We start from the raw sequence: 17,365 nt of genomic DNA on the forward strand, positions 1-17,365 counted from the left end.
CTATAGGTCGCAAAAGGCTGACAGCAGAATGACTTCCAGTAGCACCCTGTCCGCTTCCACCACCCCCGATTCGTCCGCGGCCTTCACTCTCTCGGCGGCCCAGCGCGGTATCTGGTTCGCCCAGCAGCTCGCCGGTGACACGCCGGTCTCGATCGCCCAGTACGTCGAGTTCACCGGCGAGTTCGATGTCGAACTGCTCGCCGACGCGGCGCGCCGGGCCGGGCGCGAGTTCGGCACCGGATACCTGCGGCTGATCGAAATCGACGATCTGCCTTGGCAACTCGTCGACACCACGCTCGACGACCGGATCGAGACCGTCGATCTGAGCGGCGCGCCCGATCCGGAGGCCGCCGCCCAAGCCTGGATGCGCGCGGAGTACACCGCGCCGCTGGACCTCACCCGGGACCGGCTGTGCAAGGTCGCCATGCTGCGGCTGGCGCCCGACCGCTGGTACTGGTACTCGCGCTTCCATCACATCCTGCTCGACGGCGTCGGCGCGCTGACCATGCTGCAGCGCACCTCGGAGATCTACAACGCGGCCGCGCGCGGCGAGGAGATCCCGCCGGGCAAGGCCGAACCGTTGCAGCGCATCGTGGAAGCCGATGCGGCATACCGGGATTCGGACAAGCTGCAGGCCGACCGCGACTATTGGCGCGAACACCTGATCGGCATGCCCGAACCGGCCCAGCTGGGCAAGCGTACCGGCGCGGTGGACGCCCATCCGCGGCTGCTGAGCGGTGCGCTGCCGGAATCGACGGCGGCCCTGCTGGATTCGGCGACGGCGGCGCTGTCCACCAGTCCGGCTCCCGTGGTGGTGGCCGCCTTCGCCGCCTTCGTCGGTGCCATGACGGGCGCGGGCGAGATCGTGCTGAGCCTGCCGGTGTCCGGGCGCACCACCGCGACCCTGCGCCGCTCCGGCGGCATGGTCGCCAATGTGGTGCCGCTGCGCCTGCACCCCTCCCCCACCGCCACGGTCGGCGATCTCATCCGCGCCACCCAGGGTGAGCTGACCGCCGCCCTGCGCCGGCAGCGGTACCGGCAGGAGGACATCATTCGCGACCTCGGCTGGGCCATGGACGAGGTCGCCGGGTTCGGTCCGACGGTGAACCTCATGCTCGCCGACACCCGCATCCGGCTCGGCGAGGTGACCGGGCAGCTGCACGTGCTGACCTCGGGACTCATCGACGACCTGTTCGTGAACGTCTATCCGGGGACCGGCGGCGAGCGCACCCACATCGACTTCCAGGCCAACCCGAACCGCTACGGCGACACCGAGCTCGCCACCCTGCACGCGCGGTTCCTGGAGTTCCTGCACCGCTTCCTGGCCGGGGGCATCGAGGGCCGTCTGGCCGCGGTGACCGTGATATCCGCCGCGGAACACGCCGAGCTGGTGCCCGCGTCCGGTCGCGACGGCACCCGGCCGCGCAGCCTGCCCGACATCCTCACCGCCGGGGCCGAGCGCGCGCCCTCGGCCATCGCCCTGCGCATCGACGGCACCGCCTACACCTATCGGGAGCTCACCGAGTACGCGAACCGGCTGGCCCGGGTGCTGATCGCGGCGGGCGCGGGACCCGAACGGGTGGTGGCGATCTCGATCCCGCGCTCGGCGGAATCGGTGCTGGCCATGTGGGCGGTGGCGCAGACGGGCGCGGCGTTCGTGCCCATCGATCCCGGGTATCCGATCGATCGCATCGAGCACATGATCGCCGACAGCGGTGTGGTAGCGGGTGTGACGGTGGCCGGGTCGCGGGCGGCGCTGCCGGATCGGATCGACTGGCTGGTGCTCGACGATCCGAACACCGAGACGCGGCTCACCGCAAGCGATTCGGCCCCGATCACCGATGCCGATCGCCGGGCGCCGGTACTGCTGGACCAGGTCGCGTATCTGATCTACACCTCCGGGTCGACCGGTCTGCCCAAGGGCGTCGCGGTCACCCATCGGGGGCTCACCAATCTGGTCACCGGTTCCGGGGCCGCATTCGGTGTCGGCTCGGATGCCGTGGTGGCACACGCGGTCTCGCCGAGCTTCGACATCTCGATCGAGGAACTGCTGGTCGCGTTCGCGGTGGGCGCGACGGTGGCGGTGGTCCCGCCCACGGCCTACGCGGGCGACGACCTGGCTCGCGTGCTGCGGCAGCTGGAGGTCACGCATCTGAATGTGACTCCGGCCGTGGCGGGTTCACTGGAACCGGATTCGCTGCCCCGGCTGCGGACGGTGGTGGTCGGCGGCGACTCCTGCCCGCCGGAACTGCCGGTGCGCTGGGCCGGTCGGTGCGTCATCAATGGCTACGGTCCGACCGAGACCACGATCACGGCCACCCTGAGCGCCCCGCTGGCCCCGGGTGATCCCATCACCATCGGCGCGCCCTCGCGGGGTGTATCGGCCGTCGTGCTGGATCCGTGGCTGCGCCCGGTGCCTCCGGGTGTGGTCGGCGAATTGTATTTGAGCGGTGCGGGTTTGGCGCGCGGCTACCACCAGCGCATCGGGTTGAGCGCCGAGCGGTTCGTGGCCAGTCCGTTCGCCGCCGGGGAGCGCATGTACCGCACCGGCGATCTGGTGCGGTGGCGACGACGCCACGGCCGCTGGGAGCTGGAATACCTGGGGCGCGGCGACACCCAGGTGAAGGTGCGCGGCTTCCGCATCGAGCTCGGCGAGGTGGACGCGGCGGTGGCGCGGCATCCGGGCGTCGAGATGGCGATCACGGTGGGCGCGAGCACGCCGGGCGGGGCGACCGCGCTGGTGTCGTACGTGCTGGCGACGGATTCGGTGGTCGAGGCCGAGGCGGTGAAAGCCACGGTGGCCCAGCAGCTTCCGGCCCACATGGTGCCGTCGGTGGTGATGGTGCTCGATACGCTGCCCCTCACTCCGGCGGGCAAGGTGGATCGCCGGGCCCTGCCGAAGCCCGATTTCGGCACCCGGGCCCGGGCGGGTCGCGCTCCGGCCACCGAGCGGGAAATCCTGCTCGCCGAGGTGTTCGCCGCCGTGCTCGGCGTGGAATCGGTTGCCGCGGACGACAATTTCTTCGCACTCGGCGGTGACAGCATTGTCGCCATCCAGCTGGTGGCGCGTGCCAAGGCGGCCGGGCTGGGGCTGCGCGCCCGGGATGTGTTCGAGCACAAGACCGTCGCCGGGCTGGCGGCGGTGGCGACCGAGGTGACCACACCGGTCATCCAGGAATTGCCGGGCGGCCCGGTCGGCCAGGTGCCGCTGACGCCGATCGTGCACGACATGCTGGCGCACAGCGACGCCTGGCCCAGATTCGCCCAGGCCGTATTGATTCCGCTGCCGCATGACATCGACCGCAGTCGGCTGGTCGCGGCCGTGCAGGCCGTGCTGGATCGCCACGGCCTGCTGCGCAGCACCCTCACCCATACGTCCGCCAACGGCACGCGCGCCTGGGACTGGCGGGTCGGCGAACCCGGCGGAGTCGAGGCCGGGGCGCTCATCGAGACCGTCAGCACCACCGCCGACAGCGACGGTGAGGACGAATTGCAGCGTGCGGCCGATCTGCTGGATCCGGCCGCCGGTATCGTGGCCCGCTTCGTACTGATCGAGCGCGGCGACGCGCTGCCTTTGCTGTGGGTCGTGCTGCACCACCTGGTCACCGACGGCGTGTCCTGGCGCATCCTGCTGCCGGATCTGGCCACCGCATGGGCGGGCGGCACGCTCGCTCCGGTCGGCACCTCGTTCCGGCGCTGGGCGCACGGGCAGGTCGAGCAGACGCCCGCCCGTGCGGGCGAAATCCCCTTCTGGCGAACCATTCTCACCACCCCGGACCCGCGGCTGGGGACTCGCGCCCTCGATCGCACGCTCGACACCGTGGCCACCATGGGTCAGCTGCGGACCGTGATCGATGCCGACACCGCTACGGCCGCACAGGAATTCATTCCGACGCGCTTCCACTGCGGGCTCGACGACGCGCTGCTGGCCGCGCTGGCCATGGCGGTCGGCCGGATTCGCGGCACCCACCGCACCCTGCTCACGGTGGAGGGGCACGGGCGCGAGGAGTCGATCCTGCCGGGCGCCGACATCTCCCGCACCATCGGCTGGTTCACCAGCGTGTTCCCGGTGGCGCTGGATCTCGGCGATATCGATCTCGACGACGCCTTCCGGGGCGGCCCGGCCGCGGGCGCGGTGCTCAAGGCCGTGAAGGAACAGCTGCGGGCCATCCCGGACAAGGGCGTCGGATTCGGCATGCTGCGCTACCTCGACGCCGAGACCGCGGCCGAGTTCGAGGGTGCGCCGACACCGCAGATCAGCTTCAACTATCTGGGCCGGACCGGAGCCGGGGTGGAGCATCCCGGCGGCACGGAAACACCGTGGGTGCCGGTCCGATTCGCCTCCACCCAGGACGACAGCGCGCCGCTGGAGGCGGTCGTCGACATCAACGCGTTCCACACGGCCGCCGGACTGGAGGTGACCTGGGCCTACGCTTCGCGGGTGCTCGGGGCGGCCCAGGTGCGGGAATTGGCGCGGCTGTGGGGGCGGGCGGTCACCGCGCTGGTCACCCATGCCCGGCACGCCGGGGCGGGCGGGCACACGCCGTCGGACTTCCCGCTGGTGGCGGTCTCGCAGCCGCAACTGGACGAGTGGGAGCGCACGTATCCGGCGCTGGCCGACGTGTGGCCGCTCTCGCCGCTGCAGTACGGGCTGCTCTTCCACGCCCGCTACGACACCGATACCGCCGACGGCTACACCGTGCAGACCCAGCTCACCCTGGCCGGGCGGGTGGATGCGGCTCGGCTGCGCACGGCGGCCGCGGCGCTGCTGGATAGGCACGAGGTGCTGCGGGTGGCGTATGTCGAGACCACCGACGGCCCGCGCCAGCTGGTGCTGGGCGAGGCCGAAATACCGTGGCAGGAAATCGATCTCACCACCATCACCGAACCCGCCGAACGGCGGCGGGAACTGGCCCGGCTGATCGCCGTGGACGCGGGCACCCGCTTCGACCTGGCCCGGCCACCGCTGCTGCGGTTCAGCCTGATTCGCACCGAGGCCGAGGCGTACACGCTGCTCATGACCAATCACCATCTGGCGCTGGATGGTTGGTCGACGCCGCTGGTGGTGCGGGAGCTGCTGGCCGGATATCTGGCCGCGGTCACCGGGCATCAGATTCCGCAGACCCCGGCGCACTCGTATCGCGAATTCCTGGCCTGGCTGGGCGAGCAGGACGATGCCGCCTCGCTGGCCGTCTGGACCGAGGCGCTGGCCGGGGTCGATTCTCCGACGCGGGCGGTGCCCACCCTGGCGGGCATCACCTCGACCGAATCCGGCATGGTCTCGGTCGAATTCGACGCGGTGCGCCTGGAGCGGCTGACCGGCACGGTGCGCGCGACCGGCGCGACGGTGAACACAGCGGTGCAGGCGGCGTGGGCGCTGCTGCTGGCCATGCTCACCGGCCGCACCGATGTGGTGTTCGGCGGCACCGTCTCCGGGCGGCCGCCGCAGCTGGCCGGGGTCGAGGAGATGGTCGGGCTGTTCATCAACACCCTGCCGGTGCGGGTGCGGCTGGAACCCGGTGAGCGCGTGGGCGATCTGCTGGCGCGGGTGCAGGGCGAGCAGGCGCGGCTGCTGGATCACCAGCATGTCGGGCTGGCGGCGATTCATCAGGCCGTCGGGCTGCCCGAGCTGTTCGACACGCTGACCGTGTTCGAGTCCTATCCCATCGATCGCGAAACGCTCTCGCGGGCACTGGATATCGCGGGCATGCGGATTCTCGATGTGTCCGGCACGGATGCGACGCCGTATCCGCTCAATCTGATGGTGATTCCGCAGCGCGCCGCCGACGGCAGCGAAAGCCTGACCATCACCATCAAATTCATGGCCGACGAGCTGCCCGAGGCGGCGGCGCGGCGGCTGCTCGACCGGTTCGTGCTGCTGCTCAACCAGATCGCCGACCATCCGCAGCGGCGCGTCGCCCAGCTGCAGCACTGCGATCCGATCGAGCGGGCACAACTGCTGCCGGTGCGCGGCGGCGAGGCCACTCCCCTGCGCACCCTGCCCGACATCCTGGCCTCGGGGGCGCGCGCCAATCCGGACGGCATCGCGGTGAGCTCCGGCGAGCTCAGCATGACCTACCGGGATCTCGACTCCTGGTCCAACCGGTTCGCGCGAATTCTGTTGCGGCGCGGGGTCGGTCGCGAGACGTTCGTGGTGCTGGCGCTGACCCGGTCGGTGGAGTCGGTGGTCGCGGTGTGGGCGCTGGCCAAGACCGGGGCGGCGTTCCTGCCGCTGGATCCCAACTATCCGGTCGAGCGGATCGAGCACATCCTCACCGATTCGCGCGCGCCCATCGGGGTGACGGTGTGCGATGTCGGCGAGACGCTGCCGGGCAGCATCGACTGGCTGCTGCTCGATGACCTCAACACCATTCGCCGGGTGATGACGGTCTCCGACGCGCATATCACCGATGCCGAGCGCGGCGGGCCGATCAACCTCGCGCAGACGGCGTACCTCATCTACACGTCGGGATCGACGGGCAAGCCCAAGGCCGTATTGCTCAGCCATCGCGGGCTGGCCAATCTCGTTGCCTCCCAGCAGAGTCTGCTGGATCTGGACGAGACGACCAGTGCGCTGCAGGTGGCCTCGCCCAGCTTCGACGCGTCCGTGCACGAGCTGCTCATGGCGCACGGGGCGGGCGGGCGGCTGGTGATCTCGCCGCCGGATGTGTACGGCGGCAGCGCGCTCGAGGAGCTGCTGCGCACCGAGAAGGTCACGCACGCGGTCATCACGCCGTCGGTGCTGGCCACCATGAATCCCGAAGGGCTCGAGGACCTCAGCTGCCTGTCGGTGGCCGGGGAGGCGGCCGGGACCGAACTGGTGGCGGCCTGGTCGGCCGGGCGGCGCATGGTGAACCTGTACGGGCCGACGGAATTCAGCGTATGGGCCACCGGACCCGGTGAGTTGCTGCCCGGGGAACCAATCACCATCGGTGCGCCCATCCGGGGTGCGGCGGCCATGGTGCTCGACACCTGGCTGCGGCCGGTTCCCGTCGGCGTGACCGGTGAGCTGTATCTGGCCGGGCCCGCGCTGGCCCGCGGTTACTTCAACCGATTCGGCCTCACCGCGGCACGTTTCGTGGCCAATCCGTACACCCAGCACGGGGCGCGCATGTACCGCACCGGCGATATGGTGCGCTGGGTCGAGGTCAAGACGGCCGACGGCGCGCAACTGGAACTGGAGTACCAGGGGCGCAGCGACTTCCAGGTCAAGATCCGCGGCCTGCGCATCGAACTCGGTGAGATCGACGCGGTACTGGGGGCCGACGAGCAGGTCGAATACGCCGCCACCATCGGCTGCCCGGGACCCGCCGGGCAGACCGTGCTGGTCTCGTACGTCGTCGCGGCGGCCGGTCACACCCTCGACACCGAGCGGCTGCGGACCCGGGTGGCGGGGGCGCTGCCGGGCTACATGGTGCCCAGCTACCTCATCGAACTCGACGACGTGCCGCTCACCCCGGTCGGCAAGCTCGACCGGAATGCCCTGCCCGCACCGGATTTCGCCACCCTGGACGAGCGGTACCTCGCGCCGCGCAGCCCCATCGAGACGGCCGTCGCGACGGTGTTCGCGGAGGTGCTCGAGGTCGAGCGGGTCAGCATCGACCGGTCCTTCTTCGACCTCGGCGGCAACTCACTGATCGCCACCCGGGTGGTGGCGCGGGTGAACGCCGCGCTCGGCGCGACCATGGCGCTGCGCGATCTCTTCGATGCCCCGACGGTCGCGCAGCTTTCGGCGCGCATCGTGCCGGGTGCCGAGATCCCGGGACTGCCGTCGCTGGCCCCGCGCATCCGGCCCGACCGTATTCCGCTGTCGCCCGCGCAACAGCGCATGTGGGTGCTCAACCGGCTCGACCCCACCTCCGCCGCCTACAACATCACCGCGGCGCTGCGGCTGACCGGCGACCTCGATGTCGACGCGCTGCGGCAGGCGGTGGCCGATGTGGTGCTGCGCCACGAGACCCTGCGCACGCTCTACCCGGCCGATGCCGACGGGCCGCGTCAGGTCGTGCTCAGCGCCGACGCGGCCGCGCCCGCCATCGAGCTGGACGATGTGGAAGACGGTGCGCCGCTGCGGAAACGGATCGAGGAGCTCACCGGCACCGGCTTCGATCTCACCCGGGAAGCGCCCCTGCGCGTCGGTCTGCTGCGCATCGTCACACCGGCTCACGCGACCCCCACGCAGGCCCGGCCCGCGCTCGAGGAGGCCGGTGGTCTCCACGTCGTCGTGCTCGTGGTTCACCACATCAGTGCGGACGGGTCCTCGATGGCACCGCTGGCCACCGATCTGATGGCTGCGTATCTGGCACGCAGCACGGGCGCGGAGTCCGGTCGGCCGCCGCTGCGGGTGCAGTACGCCGACTACTCGATGTGGCAGCGGGAACTGCTCGGAGACGAGAAGGACTCCGAATCCAGGGCGGCACAGCAGATTCGGTACTGGAGCGAGCGGCTGGCGGCCACTCCCGACGTGCTGGAACTGCCGACGGATCGGCCGCGGCCCGCCGTGCAGAGCATGCACAGCGCGGATCTGGAGTTCCGACTCGACGGTGGATTGCACACGGCGCTCACCGAATTGGCGGCGGCGACCGACACCAGCCTGTTCATGGTGCTGCATGCCGCGCTGGCGGTGCTGCTGTCGCGGATGGCGGGCACACACGATGTGCTGATCGGCACCGCGGTGGCCGGGCGCGGGGAGGCGGCGCTCGACGATCTCGTCGGGATGTTCGTCAATACCCTCGCGCTGCGCACGCCGGTCGATCCGGCCAAGGGGTTCCGGGAGTTCCTCGGCGAGGTGCGGGCCACCGATCTGGATGCCTTTGCGCACGCGGAGGTGCCGTTCGAACGGCTGGTGCAGGTGCTGGATCCGCCGCGCTCGACGGCGCAGCATCCGCTGTTCCAGGTGTCGCTGTCGCTGCAGAACTTCACCCCGCCGGCCGTGGAATTTCCGGGGCTGCGGGTCGAGGTCGAGCCCATCGAACGGGATGCCTCACAGTTCGACCTGACCTTCGATCTGCGCGCGCCGCTGCCGGGCACCGATGCAACGGGGCTGGACGGCACGCTCACCTTCGCCACCGATCTGTTCGACGAGGCCACGGCGGCCCGGCTGGTCACCCGCTGGCAGCGGATACTCACCGCCATCACCGCCGATCCCGGCGTGCGGCTGTCGGATATCGACCTGCTCGACGCGGCCGAGCGCCGCGCCCTGGTGCCGTTGCGCGGGCCGGGTCATGCCGGAATCACCACGCTGGCCCAGGTTTTCCGGGCCGCGGCCACCGCGCACCGGCTGTGCCCGGCCATCATCGCCGACGGGCGGGCGGTGTCGTATCGGGAGCTCGATACCGCGTCGCAGCGGCTGGCCATGCAGCTCTCGGCCGCCGGTGCCGGATCGGAAAGCATTGTGGCGTTGGCACTTTCGCGGGGCGTGGAGTTGCTGACCGCGATCTGGGCGTGCGCCAAGGCGGGGGCGGCGTTCCTGCCCATCGATCCCCGGCACCCGCTGGACCGCATCGATCACATGCTGACCGATTCGGGCGCGGTGCTCGGGCTCACCACGAGTGCGCACCGGGGCCTGCTGCCCGATACCGTCGGATGGCTGGTGCTCGATGATCCCGCCGCGTCGAGTGTGCGGATCACCTTGGGGCAGGGCCGGATTCGCGCGATGGGCAGCCATCCGGACCAGCCCGCGTGGCTGATCTACACCTCCGGGTCCACCGGTACGCCCAAGGGCGTGTCGGTCTCGCATCGCGGCATCGCCGATCTGGTGCGGGCGCAGCGGGAACTGCTGTCGCTGGGTGAGCACTGCCGGGTGCTGCAGGTCGCGTCACCGAGTTTCGACGCGTCGGCCTTCGAGGCGCTCATGGCGTTCGGGTCGGGCGGCACGGCCATTGTCGCGCCGCCGGACGTTTTCGGCGGTCAGCCGCTTACCGATCTCATTGCGGCGCAAGGTGTCACGCATCTGGTGATCACGCCGTCCGCGCTGGCGACCCTCGATCCGGACGCGGTGTCCAGCGTGCGCGTGCTGGCGGTGGCCGGTGAGGCCATCGGGCCGGATCTGGTGGCCCGCTGGGCGACCGGGCGGACCCTCATCAACCTCTACGGCCCGACCGAATTCACCATCTGGGCAACGGCTTCCGAACCGCTGGTGGCCGGGCAGCCGGTGACCATCGGCACCCCGATCCGCGGGGCGGGCACCCTGGTCCTCGACGACCGGCTGCGGCCGGTGCCCATGGGCGTGGCCGGAGAGCTGTATCTGGCCGGACCGGCCCTGGCCCGCGGCTACCACAACCGGCCCGGCCTCACCGCGGCCCGCTTCGTGCCCGACCCGTACGGGCGGCGCGGGGAACGGCTCTACCGCACCGGCGACCTCGTGCGCTGGACCGGCTACCTCGACGAGCCGCGGCTGGAATACCTGGGGCGCACCGACTTCCAGGTCAAGGTGCGCGGGCAACGCATCGAGCTCGGGGAGATCGACGCGGCGCTGTCGGCCGCCGAGGGCGTCGAATTCGCGGTGACACTGGGCGTTCCCGGGCCGGGCGGTGCCACCGCGCTGGCCGCCTACCTGCTGGCCGAGCCCGGTCACACGGTCGATCTCGCGGCCGTGCGCGCCCATGCCGCCGACCGACTGCCCGGGTACATGGTGCCGTCGGCGTTCGTGGTGCTCGACGCCATTCCGCTCAACGCGGTCGGCAAGCTGGATCGCCGGGCGCTGCCCGAGCCGGTCTTCGAGGCCGAGACCGAATACCGGGCGCCGACAACCGATCTCGAAACCGTGCTCGCCGAGATCATCGCCGAGTTGCTGGGCCGCGACCGGGTCGGCGTGCACGACTCGTTCTTCGCACTCGGTGGCGACAGCATCCTCGCCATTCAGCTGGTGTCGCGCGCCCGGCTGCGCGGGATCGAGCTCACCCCGTTGCAGGTGTTCGAGCATCGCACCGTCGCGGCCCTGGCGGCGCTGGCGGCGGCCGCGGGCGAGACCGTCGTGCTCGAGGAGCTGCCCGGCGGCGGAGTCGGCGAGATTCCGCTCACCCCGATCGTGCGCTGGATGCTCGAACGCGGCGGCGACCACCGCAGATTCGCGCAGACCGCGGTGCTGGAACTGCCACGCGGGATCAGCCGCGAACAGCTCGTCGCCACCGTCACCGCCGTCGTCGACCAGCACGACATGCTGCGCGCGCAACTGGCCTTCATCGACGGCGACTGGCGGCTGCGGACCCGCCCACCCGGCGCGGTGGACGTCGACCGGCTGCTGCACCGCATCGAATTCGACACCGGCGACAGCGTCGAACTGCGCGAATACGCGGTCACCGAACTGGATTCCGCGCTCGGGCGGCTCGACCCCGACAGCGGGACCGTGCTGCAGTTGGTGTGGCTGGACCCCGCGCCGGACAGCCCGCCCGAACGCCGGGGGCGGCTCATCCTGGTGGCCCACCACCTGGTGGTCGACGGCGTGTCGTGGCGGATCCTCATTCCGGACCTCATTGCCGCGTGGGCCCAGATCAGCGGCGGTACGGAACCGATCCTCACCGAGACCGGAACCTCGGTGCGGCGCTGGGCCTATGCCCTCGACGAGGCCGCCCGGCAATCCCGCCGGACCGGCGAGCTGGACTACTGGCGCGACATCGCCGCCACACCCGACCCGCGCATCGGAGCCAGGGAACTCGATCCCGCCGTGGATCGCGTCGCGGCGGTGCGCGAGGTCGAGGTGGAGGTCGACGCGGAGACCACCGCGACACTGCTCACCACCCTGCCCGCGCTGTTCGACGGCACCGTCGAGGACGCGCTGCTGGCCGGGCTGGCGCTGGCCATCCGGCGCTGGCGGATGGAGCCCATCGAGGCGGTGCTGCTGCGGCTCGAAGGCCACGGGCGGCAGCAGGAGATCATCCCGGGCGCGGACCTCTCGCGCACGCTCGGCTGGTTCACCACCGTGTACCCGGTGCGACTCACGCTGTCCGACATCCCGATTCGCGACGCACTGGCGGGCGGGCCGTCGATGGGCGACGCCATCCGCGCGGTGAAGCATCAGCTGGCGGAGGTGCCGGACAAGGGCATCGGGTACGGCATGCTGCGCTACCTGAACCCCGAGACCGCGGCCGAACTGCCCGACCGCGTGCCCGGCCGGATCGGGTTCAACTATCTGGGCCGCTACGCCACCGCCGACATTCCGGCCGGGCTGGAGGATCTCGGCTGGCTGCCCACCGACGAATTCGGCGACCTGCACGCCACCGAACATCCCGACGTGCCCGTCACCGCCGAGATCGAGATCAACGCGGTCGTGGTCGGGGACCGGCTGCAGGCCAGTTTCAGCTTCCCCGAAACCCTGCTGCCCCGGCACGAGATCACCATGCTCGCCCACCTGTGGGTCGACGCGCTCTCCGCCGCAGCGGCTTTCGCGCAGTCACCGGCCGCCGAACTCGCCGCCGAGGCCGAACGGCAGTACATGGTCGAGTGGCGGGAACAGCAGGCGGCAGCGGAACTCGCTGCCACCCGCGCGGATTCGAAACCCGGGCTCGGACTGGACGTGGTGCTGCCGATCCGGCCCGACGGCGACGAGGCTCCGCTGTTCTGCGTCCACCCGTCCTCGGGCATCGCCTGGACCTATCTCGGTCTCGCCGACGCCCTGCCGCCGGGACGGCCGATCTACGGCCTGCAGGCACCCGACCTGTCCGGGGAGCCGCACGCCCGCAGCATCGCCGACTTCGCCGACCGCTACGTGGCCGAAATCCGCCGACGGCAACCGCACGGCCCCTATCATCTGCTCGGATGGTCCTTCGGCGGCCTCATCGCGCACGCCATGGCCGCCCAGTTCGAGGCAACCGGAGACGAGGTCGCCACCCTGGCCCTGCTCGACGCGGACAGCACCGATATCGACGGCGGCAGCATCGACAAGCTCACCGCCGGATCCTTCGTCGCCACCTTCGGGTCGGTCTTCGGGATCACCGACATCCCGGCCGACACCACCGCCGAACAGGCCGCGGCCATGATCAACGAACGCATGGGCGGGGTTTCGCTCGTCGACGCCGAGACGCTGGAACGCATGGCGGCCTCCTACAACGCCTCCGCCGACACCCGCACCGGCTATCAGCGGCCCGTATTCCACGGCGACGCACTGTATTTCAACGCCACCGTGCACTCCTCCGACATCTTCGGCCCGGACGGCTGGCGGCCCTACATCACCGGGACCATCAGCACCCACGACATCGACGTCAGCCACGAAGAACTCACCGCGCCGCACGCGCTGGCGGCCATATCTCGCATTCTCGACACACATTGGGGAGGGACGCCGTGAACACCGACAATGGCAAACCCGATACAACAACCGTGGAAACCAGTACGGACACCGGGCTCGACGGCGTGGTCGTCGAGAACGTCGAGAAATCCTTCGGCGCGGTGCGGGCGCTGCGCGGGATCACCTTCAAGGCCGCGCCCGGTGAGGTGCTCGGCATCCTCGGGCCCAACGGGGCGGGCAAGACCACCACGGTCAATATCCTGTCCACGCTCATCGCGCCCGACGCCGGACGGGCCACGGTCGCCGGGCACGATGTGGTCACCGACGCGGCCGCGGTGCGGCGGTCCATCATGCTGACCGGGCAGTTCGCGGCGCTGGACGACGCGCTGTCCGGGTACGAGAACCTCGTCATGTTCGGGCGGCTCATGGGGCTGCGCAAGCGCGCGGCCCGGGCGCGCGCCGACGAGCTCGTGGAGGAATTCGATCTGGTGCAGGCCGCCGGGCGGCGCGTCGGGACCTACTCCGGCGGTATGCGGCGGCGCATCGACATCGCCTGCGGGCTCGTGGTGCGTCCCGAGGTCGTGTTCCTCGACGAGCCCACCACCGGCCTGGATCCGCGCAGCCGCCAAGGGGTTTGGGATCTGGTCGGCGGATTCCGCAAGCACGGCATCACCACGCTGCTCACCACCCAGTACCTGGAAGAGGCCGACGCGCTGTGCGATCGGATCATCGTCATCGACCACGGCGTGGTGATCGCCGACGGCACCGCCGATCAGCTCAAGGCCCGCACCGGCGGCAGCTACTGCGAGATCGTGCCGCTGCGCATGGAGGATCTGCCCTCGATCGCCCGCGCGCTCGGGGACCTGCTGCCCGCCGCCAATCGTGAAGCGCTGAGCGGGAATTCGGATCGGATCGCCATACCCGCGCCGGAGGGGGCCAAGACCCTCGCCGAGGCGCTGCGGCGACTCGACTCGGCCGGAATGGAACTGGTCGACATCGCGCTGCGGCGGCCCTCGCTCGACGACGTGTTCCTGGAACTCACCGGGCACATCGCCAAGACCGAAGAGCCGGAAGATGATTCACCATCGGTGCGATTCCGCACCGCGGACGGGCGCTACACCTCCGAGGATCGGACCCGGGCATGAGCGCCGACACGGCCGTCGCCGAGGCGCCCGGCAACTGGCTCACCGACCTGCGCGCCACCCCGGCCACCCTGGCCCAGTGGTGGGTGCTCACGGTGCGGCTCATCGCGCCCTCGATCCAGACCGGCGAGATCGCCACCGCCATCCTCGCGCCCATCACCTTCACCGTCAGCTTCTACATCCCACTGAACCGCGTGATGACCTTCGCCGGACTGGGATTCAGCAGCTACGCGCAGTTCATGGCGCCCATCGTGATCCTGCAAGCGGCCGCCTTCACCGCCGTGTCCGCGGCCTTCCGGGCCGCCACCGACGCGGTGTCCGGCCTCGACCGACGCTTCGACGCCATGCCCATGCATCCGCTGGTGCCCGCGGCGGCACGCATGTCCTCCAACGTCTTCCGGCTCTTCATCGGCATGATCTCGGCCGTCATCAGCATCTATGTGATCGGCTTCCGGTTCGCGGGCGGCACGCTGCACACCCTCGGATTCCTCGCCCTCGGCATGCTGATCGGCATCGCCTTCTGCCTCGGCGCGGACGCCATCGGCACCTTCACCCGCAGCCCCGAGGCCACCTCGCAGATGCTGGTGCTGCCGCCGCTCATCCTCGGCATGCTCTCCACCGGCCTGGCCCCCGCCCACCAATTCCCGCACTGGGTCCAGCTTTTCGTGCGCAACCAGCCCGTCTCGCAATTCGCCGAGGGCCTGCGCGCGCTCGGCGGCGACACCCTCGGCAAGGCCCATCCCGTCACCTGGGGGCTGATGACGCCGCCGCTGCTGTGGATCGCCGCCATCCTCGCGGTGTCCTGCTACTTCATCGCCCGGCAGAACCTGAAGAGGTCGTGATGGCAACCCTCGACCGCCCCGCCACCGCCGACACCCTCGTCTTCCACGAGGCCTCCACCCCGGCCCTGTTGCGCCACACCTGGATTCAAACCCAGCGCCTGCTGATGCGCTGGGCCCGCGACCCGGTCACGCTGCTCGAAACCCTCATCGTCCCTTGCCTTCTGCTGCTGATGCTCGACATCGTGGTGGGCTCCCAGATCCAGAAGTTCTCCGGCCACAGCGCCCTCTACGGCTCCACCCCCATGGTCACCCTGGTCGGCGCCCTCTCCGGCACCGTCGCCAGCGGCGTCATGCTCGGCCGCGAACGCGAGGCGGGCATCCTGTCCCGCTTCTGGGTCCTGCCCGTCCACCGCGCCTCCGGCCTGGCCGCCCGCATCCTCGCCGAGGGCTGCCGCATCTTCGCCGGGACCGTCGTCATCATCCTGTTCGGCATGGCCCTGGGCTTCCGCTTCCGCGAAGGCCCCCTGCAAACCTTCGCCTTCCTCTGGATCCCCGTCCTGTTCGGCCTGGCCTTCGCCACCATGGTCACCGCCATCGCCGTCTTCACCGCCAAATCCACGCTGGTGGAAGCGGTGGCCCTGCTCTCGTCCCTGCTCATGTTCTTCAGCTCCGGCTTCGTCCCACTCGCGGCCTACCCCAAGTGGATTCAGCCGGTCGTCCAGCACCAGCCCATGTCGGTGGCGGTCGAAACCATGCGCGCCCTGGCCGAAGGCGGCCCGGTCGCCAGCCCGCTCACCCAGACCATCGCCTGGTCCCTCGGCCTGATCGCGGTCTTCGCCATCCCCGCCGCCTACGGCTACCGCCGCGCCAGCCGCCGCTGACCCGCGCGGCAGCCGGGTAAACCCGGCTGCCGCGTCCCGACGTCAGGGCAGGCAGCCGTGCTGGGTCAGCTGGGCCGCCAAGGCATCCGAGATGGTGATCTCGGTGCCGGGGTCGACGCCGTTCAAGGCGGAGACGTCGATATCCGCCCGGGCCGCGCAGCCCATCAGCTCCGCGGTGACGGTGATGGTCTTGTCCGCGTGCGCGGCCCCGGCGGCGGCCGTCAGCGCGGCGGCCAGGATGATGGCCGCGGCACCCGTCTTGGCGAATCGCATGAGATTTCCTCCTTCGAATCGCAGTTACATGGCTCGACGGAACTTCCCCAATTGCCGGAAAGTAACCAGCCATCTATCCCCCTTTCCGTAAATACCGCGTCAAGCGCGCGTCGAGACGACACCCGGATCGAGCGGGCGCATTATGCTGGCCGCCGTGCTCGAAGCCGAAAATCCTGTCGCACCGCATCCCGATATCGCCCACCTCGCCCCGTTGCTGGGGACCTGGCGGGGGCGCGGGCAGGGGGAATACCCGACCATCGAATCCTTCGAGTACCTCGAGGAAGTGCACTTCGGGCACGTCGGGCGGCCGTTCCTGACCTACCGGCAGCGGACTCGCGCCGCCGACGGCAGCCGGCCGATGCACAGCGAGACCGGGTATCTGCGGGCGACCGGGCCCGATCGGATCGAGCTGATTCTGGCCCACCCCACGGGGATCACCGAGATCTGCGAGGGGCGGCTGGTGAACGAGGACGGGGAGTTGCGGCTGGAACTCGATTCGACCTCGATCGGATTGAGCAGCAGCGCGAAGTCCGTGACCGCGCTCGGGCGCACCATCACCGTCGCCGGGGACACCCTCGAATACTCCTTGCGGATGGCCGCGGTCGAGCAGCCGCTGACCCATCACCTCGCCGCCACCATGCAGCGCGCCAACTGACGGTAAACATCCGATACCGATTTGGGCCACGGCCCGGTACATACCCCAGGTAGTGGCTGTGTTGCGGGCCACGAGCGGGTTGCCTCGGCATAACTGACCGATTACCGTCCCTTGCATTGGCAAACAGTCAGCCAACCCTAATGAGCACCGGGTATCCGAATAACCCCATTCGGGTTCCCTGACTCATCCCAAAACAAGGGAGAGGGACATGAAGCGCTCGGCCCTTCTACTGGTCACCACCGCGGGAATGATCCTCGCCGGAGCCGGAGTCACCGAAATCATCGGCGACGCGTCCGCGGACGGACCACCCACCAAGGCCCTGGCCGAACAACGCTTCGTCACCGACGGAGTCGGCAACCTCCACCCCGCCGCCTGCCTGCGCATCGACAGCCGCTACGGCGAACGCTGAA

The 17,365-nt window shown here is 70.2% G+C and carries 7 protein-coding genes; 6 read left to right on the forward strand and 1 reads right to left on the reverse strand.

What is annotated here, in order from left to right; genetic code table 11:
* Positions 1-28: 28 nt before the first annotated feature.
* From ACAM49_RS08115 to ACAM49_RS08130, 4 genes are read left to right on the forward strand one after another with little or no spacing between them, the layout of a single operon-like run.
* A complete protein-coding gene (locus tag ACAM49_RS08115) occupies positions 29-13,282 on the forward strand; it encodes an amino acid adenylation domain-containing protein (RefSeq protein ID WP_369634823.1) in 13,254 nt (4,417 codons plus the stop codon).
* A 32-nt stretch (positions 13,283-13,314) separates the two neighbouring features.
* Entirely contained in the window at positions 13,315-14,367 is a 1,053-nt protein-coding gene (locus tag ACAM49_RS08120) for an ATP-binding cassette domain-containing protein (RefSeq protein ID WP_369634858.1), read from the forward strand.
* Positions 14,364-15,206 carry an antibiotic transporter gene (locus ACAM49_RS08125; RefSeq protein ID WP_369634824.1) on the forward strand — a complete coding sequence of 281 codons (843 nt, stop codon included), beginning with the start codon at positions 14,364-14,366 and terminating at the stop codon, positions 15,204-15,206. The genes ACAM49_RS08120 and ACAM49_RS08125 overlap by 4 nt, the downstream gene beginning before the upstream one ends.
* A complete protein-coding gene (locus tag ACAM49_RS08130; protein ID WP_369634825.1) occupies positions 15,206-16,027 on the forward strand; it encodes an ABC transporter permease in 822 nt (273 codons plus the stop codon). Before ACAM49_RS08125 ends, ACAM49_RS08130 begins: the two co-directional genes overlap by 1 nt.
* 42 nt (positions 16,028-16,069) lie before the next feature.
* On the opposite strand, the gene ACAM49_RS08135 is transcribed toward ACAM49_RS08130, so the two are convergent.
* Positions 16,070-16,300, reverse strand: a complete 231-nt coding sequence (locus ACAM49_RS08135) for a hypothetical protein (protein ID WP_369634826.1) — start codon at positions 16,298-16,300, stop codon at positions 16,070-16,072.
* A gap of 142 nt (positions 16,301-16,442) precedes the next feature.
* On the opposite strand from ACAM49_RS08135, the gene ACAM49_RS08140 reads away from it, so the two are divergent.
* Positions 16,443-16,955 carry a peroxynitrite isomerase gene (locus ACAM49_RS08140; RefSeq protein ID WP_369634827.1) on the forward strand — a complete coding sequence of 171 codons (513 nt, stop codon included), beginning with the start codon at positions 16,443-16,445 and terminating at the stop codon, positions 16,953-16,955.
* 208 nt (positions 16,956-17,163) lie between these two features.
* Positions 17,164-17,364 (forward strand): hypothetical protein, encoded by a 201-nt coding sequence (locus ACAM49_RS08145; protein WP_369634828.1) that lies wholly within the window; start codon positions 17,164-17,166, stop codon positions 17,362-17,364.
* Position 17,365: the final 1 nt, after the last annotated feature.

The sequence above is a fragment of the Nocardia sp. JMUB6875 genome (assembly GCF_041154655.1).
Lineage (GTDB): Bacteria > Actinomycetota > Actinomycetes > Mycobacteriales > Mycobacteriaceae > Nocardia.